Raw genomic sequence first — 8,346 nt, 5'->3', positions numbered from 1 at the left:
GCCGACAGCAGCCCGACACGCCAGTCGGCAGGCGACGGGGCGGCGCTCATGCCGGGCGCGGCCACCGGTGGCGGGCGGGCGGGCGGCGGCGGTAGCAGGGGCCGGGGAGCTGGGGCATCAACAGGGATAGTCGCCGAAAAGGTCGACACTGCGTGTTATCGGCCCGGCGCGCGGGTTCTTCAACGCGCTCGTCAGGCCACCTGCACCACCCGCAGCGGGTTTGCCCACTCGGCCAGCAGCTCCGCCTCGCGCGCCTTGGCCTTCTCCAGGTGCTCGTGCTTGACGTGGCCGTAGCCGCGGATGTGCTCGGGGATGCTGGCGATCTCGGCCGCCAGCCCGACGTTGCCGCGGTCGAGCGTGGCGAGCAGGCCGTCGACGGTGCGCAGGTAGTCCTCGACCAGGCGGCGCTCGGTCCGGCGCTCGGCGGTATAGCCGAATACGTCGAACACGCTGCCGCGCAGCCGGCGCAGACCTGCCAGCGCGCGGAACGCGGTGAACACCCACGGGCCGAACTCGCGCTTGACCCCGCGCCCCTGCGCGTCCTTCCTGGCCAGCAGCGGCGGGGCGAGGTGGAACTTGAGCTTGAAGTCGCCCTCGAACTGCTGCTGCACGCGGCGCATGAAGTCGCCACTGGTGTACAGCCGCGCGACCTCGTACTCGTCCTTGTAGGCCATCAGCTTGAACGCGTAGCGCGCGACCGCTTCGGCCAGGTCGGTGCTGCCCGGTGCACGCTCGTGCTCGGCCTTGCGCACGCGGGCGACGAAGTCGGCATAGCGACGGGCGTAGCCGGCGTCCTGGTAATCGGTCAGGAACGCCACGCGGCGCGCGATCACCTCGTCGAGCGAACGCGACAGGCGGGCGTCGTCGAGCGGCAGGAAGGCGACAATGTCGGCGCCGGCGGCGTGCTCGGGCACGTGGCGCAGTTCGTCCTGCGAGGCGGTCGCGCGAGGCGCCGACGGGCTGCCGAACTCATGGCCTTCCCACTGGCCGGCACCGAGCATCGGCAGCGCGTGCGGGGTCGCCTCGGCCGCGGTCGGCACGTTACGCACCAGTCCGGCCGCCTCGGCGACGGCACGCGGGTCGACCACGGCCAGGCGGCCCCAGGCGAACGCGGCCTTGTTCTTGTCGATCGCCGCGCCGTTGAGCTCGACCGCGCGCATGATCGACTCCAGCGACAGCGGCACCAGCCCCTGCTGCCAGGCGTGGCCGAGGATGAACAGGTTCGACATGATCGCGTCGCCGAGCAGCGCGGTCGCCAGCAGGGTGGCGTCCACCACGTGGAGCTTGTCGACGGCCTGTTCCCCGCCGCCGAGCGCCTTGCGCACCGCGTCGATGATGTCGGTCGCCGGGAACTGCATGTCCGGGCGCGTCGTGAACGACCCCGGCATCGCCTCGTAGCTGTTGAGCACGACGGTCGAGCGACCGCCGCGGATCTTCGACAGCGCCCAGTAGTCGTTGACCACCACCATGTCGCAGCCCAGCACCAGGTCCGCCTCGCCCGCGGCAATGCGCACCGCGTGGATGTCGCCCGGGGTGTTGGCGATGCGGATGTGGGTGGTGACAGCGCCACCCTTCTGGGCCAGGCCGGTCTGGTCGAGCACGGTCGCGCCCTTGCCTTCCAGGTGCCCGGCCATGCCGAGCAACGCGCCGATGGTCACCACGCCGGTGCCGCCGACGCCGGTGATGAGGATGTTCCAGGGCCTGTCGAGCGCCGGCAGGACCGGCATCGGCAGGTCGGCGAGCCGGTCACTGGCACTGCTGCCGCTGTTGGCCGGCATGCCCTTCCTGAGTGCGCCGCCCTCGACCGTCACGAAGCTCGGGCAGAAACCCTCGACGCAGCTGTAGTCCTTGTTGCAGTTGGACTGGTCGATCTCGCGCTTGCGCCCGAACTCGGTCTCCTTCGGCAGCACCGACACGCAGAACGATTTCCTGCCGCAGTCGCCGCAGCCTTCGCATACCAGCGAGTTCACCACCACGCGCTTCTGCGGGTCGACCATCTTGCCGCGCTTGCGGCGGCGACGCTTTTCGGTCGCACAGGTCTGGTCGTAGATCAGTACCGAGGTGCCCTTGACCTCGCGCAGATGCTTCTGCACGTCGTCGAGGTGCTTGCGGTCCTCGAACTCGACGCCGTCCGGGAAGAGCGAGCGATCGCTCCACTTGGCGATGTCGTCGGACACCACCACGATCGCCTGCACGCCTTCGCTGCGCACCTGCTGGGCGATCTGCGGGACGCTGAGCTGGCCGTCGACCGGCTGGCCACCGGTCATCGCCACCGCGTCGTTGTAGAGGATCTTGTAGGTGATGTTGACCCCGGCGGCGACCGCCTGCCGGATCGCCAGCGAACCGGAGTGGAAGTAGGTGCCGTCGCCGAGGTTCTGGAACACGTGCGCGGTGTCGGTGAAAGCCGCCTGCCCGGCCCAGGTCACGCCTTCGCCGCCCATGTGGGTGTAGGTGTCGGTGCTGCGGTCCATCCACGTGACCATGTAATGGCAACCGATGCCACCCAGGGCGCGGGAGCCTTCGGGCACCACGGTCGAGGTGTTGTGCGGGCAGCCCGAGCAATAGTGCGGAACGCGCGGGAAGTTCGCGCGCGGCAGCGCCAGCTCGGCTTCCTTCTGCGCCATCCACTGCAGCACTTGGTCCATGCGCTCGCTGGCGCCGGCATCGAGTGCGATGTTCTTCTGGATGCGCCGACCGATCACGCCGGCGATCGTCGCCGGGGTCAGCTCGCCGGTGCTCGGCAGGATCCACGCGCCGGACTCGTCGTACTTGCCGATGATGCTGGGGCGAGCGCCACCGAAGTCGGCATCGGTCCAGTTGTACATCGACTCCTTCATCTGGTTCTCGATGAAGGCGTGCTTCTCCTCCACCACCAGGATGTCGGACAGGCCGCGCACGAAGTTGCGCAGGCCGACCGGCTCCAGCGGCCAGGTCATGCCGACCTTGTAGACGCGGATGCCGAGGTCGGAGCAGGCGCGCTCGTCGAGGCCGAGGTACTCCAGCGCGGTAAGCACGTCGAGGTAGGACTTGCCGGTGGTGATGATGCCCAGCTTCGGCGCCGGCGAATCGATCACGATGCGGTCGATCCGGTTGGCCCGCGCGAACGCCTGCGCGGCCTTGACCGCGTAACGGTGCAGGCGCATCTCCTGGTCCATCGGCGGGTCCGGCCAGCGGATGTTGAGGCCGCCGGGCGGCATTTCGAAGTCGTCCGGCGTGACGATCTGCAAGGCCAGCGGGTTGACGTCGACCGAGGCCGACGACTCGACCGTTTCGGCGATCGTCTTGAAACCGATCCAGCGGCCGGTGTAGCGCGACATCGCCCAGCCGATCGCGCCCATGTCGAGGATGTCCTGCACCCCGGCCGGGTTGAGGATCGGCATCATCGCGCTGGTGAACTCGCCTTCCGAGCCGTGCGGCAGGGTCGAGGAACGGCACGCATGGTCGTCGGCCGCCAGCGCGAGCACGCCGCCCAGGGGCGCAGTGCCGGCGGCATTGGCGTGCTTGAACACGTCGCCGCTGCGATCCACGCCCGGGCCCTTGCCGTACCACATGCCGAACACGCCCTGGTGCTTCGCGCCCGGGAACAGCTGGGTCTGCTGGGTGCCCCAGACCATCGTCGCGCCCAGGTCCTCGTTCAGGCCGGGCGCGAACTTCACGCCGGCCGCCTCGAGATGCTTCTTCGCCCGCCACAGCTCGAGGTCGAAGCCGCCCAGCGGGCTGCCGCGGTAGCCGGAGATGAAGCCGGCGGTGTCGAGCCCGGCGGCCTGGTCGCGCAGCCGCTGCATCAGCGGCAGCCGCACCAGCGCCTGCACGCCCGACAGGTAGATCCGGCCGGACTCGCGGCTGTACTTGTGGTCGAGGCTGTAGTCGGGGTCGACCACGGACGAGGTCAGGGAGGTGTTCGCCGAGGACGGCGAACTGAGTTCGGCGGTGCTGGTCATGCGTGGCTCCGGCGCGGCCGGGGCCGCGGGGTGGCTGCGAAAAGGTGAATGGGCGGTTGGCGCGCAAACCGCCGGGCAAAGCCCCGGGAGTGTAGCAGCGGGCCTGCAGCGCCTGCCGGCCGGAGGTACCATGGGCGGGCAATACAGGGGGATTACCGATGCACCACTTCCACAAACTGCTCTTCGCCGTGCTCGCCTTCTGCGCCACGGCGGGTTTCGCCTTCGCCCAGACCGCACCGCTGGTGCCGACCGTCGAGTTCTATTTCGACGAGGACGCGCGCACCACCCGCACCATCGAGTCGCAGGCCGGCAGCGGCGAGGCGCTCGTGCAGGCACTGCTGAAATCGATCCAGCGCAATCCGCGCTCCAAGGCCGACATCGCCCAGCTCGCGCACGTCGCGATGGCCGGTGGCCGCCCCGAGCTCGGCCACGAGCTCTACGGCCGCGTGCTGGGTCAGATGGACTCCAACGACGGCCTGTACCGCGCCGTGCTGTGGAACTACGGTTGGGACCTGTTCCGCACCGGCGACGCCGCTGGCGCGCTCGCCCAATGGGACACCCTGCGCAAGTCGCGCAACATCAATGCCACCTGGATGCCGGCCACGTTCGCACTGGCGTTGTGGGAGCTCGACCGCCGCGACGAGGCGGTGCAGTGGTATGCGGCGGCCGTGCGCAGCGAGCCCGCGCGCTGGACCGGCGCCGACCAGTACGAGGCGCTGCTGCCGGACTGGCGCGAGCAGGAGCGCGCGACCCTGGCGGAGATCCAGCAGGCCTGGCAGGCCGATCCTCCCGCCTGGCGCTGAGCCACGCACCGCACGAAGACCCGGCCCCGGCCGGGTTTTTCGTATCCGCTCCGCGCGCTGCGGGCGCGCTCGCCGGGTCCGGCGGATTGGGTCTAAAGTGCGGTGGCCGGTCCGGCGCGACAGCACGGGGCGGCACCACGGGGGACGGCGGCAGGATCGAGGGGATGGGATGTCCATATCGGCACTGAGCGTGATGGTGGTCGAGGACCACGGCTTCCAACGCCGGATGGCGTTGCGGCTGCTGGAAAACCTCGGCATTGCCGGCGTGAGCGACGCCGCCGACGGCCGTTCGGCGCTGCAGTTGCTGTCGTCGCGCGACGAGCCCCCGGACGTGGTGATGGTCGACCTCGACATGCCGGGCATGGACGGCATCGAGTTCATCGGCCACGTCGCGCAGCGGCGGCTGGCGCGGGCGGTGCTGGTGGTCAGTGCGCTGGACCCGGCCCTGCTCAATACCGTGCAGACGATGGCGCGCGCGTATGGGCTGCGCGTGCTGGGCAGCGTGGAGAAGCCGCTGACCGCCGAGAAGCTCGCGGCCGCGCTGACCACCTACGGGGATCTGCTGGGCGACGACGAGGTCGACGAGCCGGTCGAGATCAGCGCCACCGCGATCCGCGAGGCGCTGGCACGCGGCGAGATCCGACCGTGGTTCCAACCGCAGGTCGAGTTCGGCAACGGAAAGGCGGTCGCGGTGGAAGCGCTCGCGCGCTGGGTCCGGCGCGACGGCCAGGTGGTGCGGCCGCAGAGCTTCATCGGCCTGCTTGAACGCGAAGGCCTGGCCGACCCGTTGGCCGACCTGATGCTGGAGCAGGCCTGCCAGTGGAAACGCAGGTGGGACCTGGAAGGCCTGCGGCTCAACGTGTCGGTCAACATTTCGCCAACCAGCCTGGCCGACCCCACCGCGGCCGACCGCTACCAGCGCATCGTCCAGGCGCAAAACGTCGACCCGGCCGAGGTGGTGCTGGAACTGACCGAAAGCTCGGTGATGGCCGACGCCGCACGCGCGCTGAGCGTGCTCGCACGGCTGCGGCTGAAGGGTTTCGGCCTGTCGATCGACGACTTCGGCACCGGCTATTCCTCGCTCGCGCAGCTGTCGCACATACCGTTCACCGAGCTCAAGATCGACCAGGGCTTCGTCGCCGGCGCGTGGCAGCAACCGCGCAAGCGGGCGGTGGTCGAGGCCAGCCTGGACCTGGCGCGCAAGCTCGGGCTGGAAGTGGTTGCCGAGGGCGTGGCCACCGTGGAGGACTGGCAGATGCTGGCCGACCTGGGCTGCAGCATGGCGCAGGGTTACCTGATCGCGCCGCCGGTGGCGCCGGAAGATCTGCCGCGGGTGCTCGCACAGTGGCGGCGACCGGAGCCCTGAGCCGATGTCCGACGCGCCCGCGACCCGATCGACAGGACGCTGGCGGGCGCGGTTGGGTGGGCTGAGCATCCGCCACCAGTTGTTGGCGCTGTTCGGGCTGTTCCTGCTGGCCGGCGCGACCGTACTGGTCATCGACGAGGTCGCCCAGTACCACGCGCGGCAGTCGCTGCTCGCGCTCAGGGACGACTCGCTGTTGCGGATGCGGCGCCTGAAGGCGGTCTCGGATGCCTACGGGCTGGACGTGGTCGACACCACCTTCCGCGTGCGCAACAACCTGATCACGTGGCAGGACGGCGTGGCGGTGGTCGACGATGCGAGCGCCCGCATCGCGCGTGACTGGAGTGCATTGAAGGCGATGCCGCGGAGCACCGCGCAGCAGCGACTGTTCGCGGAGGTCGAAGCCCATCGATCGGTCGCCGACGCCGCGATGGCGCAACTGCGCGCGATCCTGCTTGCGCGCGACATCGACGCGCTGGGCCGCTTTGCCGACACCGCGCTGTATCCGGCGATCGACCCGGTCACCCAGCGCATCCAGGCGCTGTCGGACCTGGCGATGGTGCACGCCGACAGCCTCGTGCGGGCCGACCTGGCACGCAACCGCCAGGTCAGCCTGCTGCGCGTCGGGGTGTCGTTGCTGGCACTGCTGGTGGCGGCGCTGGTCGGCCGGGTGGTGCTGCGCAACGCCTACCACGGTGTCGAGGCGTTGACCTTCCTTGCCCGGCGGATGCGCGAGCACGACTACACCGCGATGCCGCGGCACGTGCCGCGCGGCGAGCTCGCCACGGTGATGGAAGCGTTCACCGACATGCGGCGGGACGTGCTCGCCTTCGAGACCGAGCTGATCGACCAGCTCGCCCGCAACGAGTCCACACTCGACGCCAACCGGCGGTTGCAGGACGAGCTGCGCGAGAGCGAGGCGCGCGCGCAGGCGGCCAACCACGCCAAGTCGGCGTTCCTGGCGGCGATGAGCCACGAGATCCGCACCCCGATGATCGGCGTGACCGGCATGATCGAAGTCCTCGCCCACACCCGGCTGGCGCCCGACCAGCGCCACGCGCTCAGCATCATCCAGCAGTCGTCGCAGTCGCTGCTGCAGATCATCGGCGACATCCTCGACTTCTCGAAGATCGAGGCCGACCGGCTGGAGCTGGCACCCGAACCGCTGCGCCTGGATGCCCTGGTCAGCGCCACCGTCGCCAACTACAGCGGCGCCGCGTCCAGCAAGGGACTCGGGCTGGAGTGCACGATCGACCCGCGGATCGCGCCGGCCTACCGGGCCGACCCGCTCCGGCTGCGGCAGGTGCTGTCCAACTTCCTGTCCAACGCGATCAAGTTCACCGAGCAGGGCGGGGTGCGGGTGGCGGTGGAGTGGCTCGGCGAGGCGGCGGACGACAACGCCGACGACGTGCTGCGCGACCGGCTCGCGCTGCGGGTCACCGACACCGGCATCGGCATTGCCCCCGAGGCGCAGGCGCGGCTGTTCCAGCCCTTCAGCCAGGCCGAGGGCGACACCACCCGACGGTTCGGCGGGACCGGCCTGGGACTGGTGATCAGCGCGCGGCTAGCGCGGCTGATGGGTGGCGAGGTGCGCATGGACAGCACGCCCGGCCGTGGGACGACCATGCACCTCTCGCTGGTCCTGCCGCGCGCGCGGGTGGAGGACGTCGCCGCCGAGCCGGCCGCCGACGCCGCGCCCGTGGTGTTCAGCGCGCGTCCTGTGCCGGACACCGCACGCGCCGAGCGCGAGCGCAGCCTGGTGCTGCTGGCCGACGACCATCCGACCAACCGGCTGGTGATCGCACGCCAGCTGGCGCTGGCCGGCTACGCCAGCGAATCGGCCGAGGATGGCGTCGAGGCACTGGAGCGCTGGCGCAGCGGCCGTTACGCACTGCTGCTGTCGGACGTGCACATGCCGCGGCTGGACGGCTACCGACTCGCCCGCGCGATCCGCGAGGAAGAAGCCCGCGACGGTCGGGTCCGCACGCCGATCGTGGCCCTGACCGCGTCGGCACTGAAAGGCGAAGCCGAGCGCTGCCTCGGCGCCGGCATGGACGACTACCTCGCCAAACCGGTCTCGGTGCCGGTGCTGCAGGCGTGCCTGCAACGCTGGCTGCCCCACACCGCCGGCGCGGGCACCGACACCGGCGCGCCGGACGCGGGCATGGGCCCGGCCGTCGACACCACGCCCCAGGACGCGCCGGCGCTCGATGGCCACACGCTCGATGCCCTGACCGGT

Annotated in this window: 4 protein-coding genes; 3 read left to right on the top strand and 1 reads right to left on the bottom strand. The window is 70.4% G+C overall.

Annotation, left to right across the window (positions count from 1 at the left end):
• Positions 1 to 191: 191 nt before the first annotated feature.
• Entirely contained in the window at positions 192 to 3,941 is a 3,750-nt protein-coding gene (locus ACKVMH_RS06915; protein WP_412699726.1) for an indolepyruvate ferredoxin oxidoreductase family protein, read from the bottom strand.
• Positions 3,942 to 4,099: 158 nt separating this feature from the next.
• On the opposite strand from ACKVMH_RS06915, the gene ACKVMH_RS06910 reads away from it, so the two are divergent.
• From ACKVMH_RS06910 to ACKVMH_RS06900, 3 genes are all read left to right on the top strand, one after another.
• A complete protein-coding gene (locus tag ACKVMH_RS06910; RefSeq protein WP_412699725.1) occupies positions 4,100 to 4,744 on the top strand; it encodes a tetratricopeptide repeat protein in 645 nt (214 codons plus the stop codon).
• A gap of 169 nt (positions 4,745 to 4,913) precedes the next feature.
• Entirely contained in the window at positions 4,914 to 6,110 is a 1,197-nt protein-coding gene (locus ACKVMH_RS06905) for an EAL domain-containing response regulator (RefSeq protein WP_412699724.1), read from the top strand.
• A gap of 4 nt (positions 6,111 to 6,114) precedes the next feature.
• Positions 6,115 to 8,346, top strand: a 2,232-nt coding sequence (locus ACKVMH_RS06900) for an ATP-binding protein (protein ID WP_412699723.1), incomplete at its 3' end; no start/stop codon positions are given.

The organism is Lysobacter zhanggongensis (genome assembly GCF_046638635.1).
GTDB classification, from domain to species: Bacteria; Pseudomonadota; Gammaproteobacteria; order Xanthomonadales; family Xanthomonadaceae; genus Novilysobacter; species Novilysobacter luteus.
This window is presented reverse-complemented; position numbering and strand designations above follow the sequence as displayed.

Coding starts and splice junctions, on each gene's coding strand:
- ACKVMH_RS06905 (WP_412699724.1), top strand. CDS start 4,914: ATGTCCATATCGGCACTGAGCGTGATGGTGGTCGAGGACCACGGCTTC.
- ACKVMH_RS06910 (WP_412699725.1), top strand. CDS start 4,100: ATGCACCACTTCCACAAACTGCTCTTCGCCGTGCTCGCCTTCTGCGCC.
- ACKVMH_RS06915 (WP_412699726.1), bottom strand. CDS start 3,941: ATGACCAGCACCGCCGAACTCAGTTCGCCGTCCTCGGCGAACACCTCC.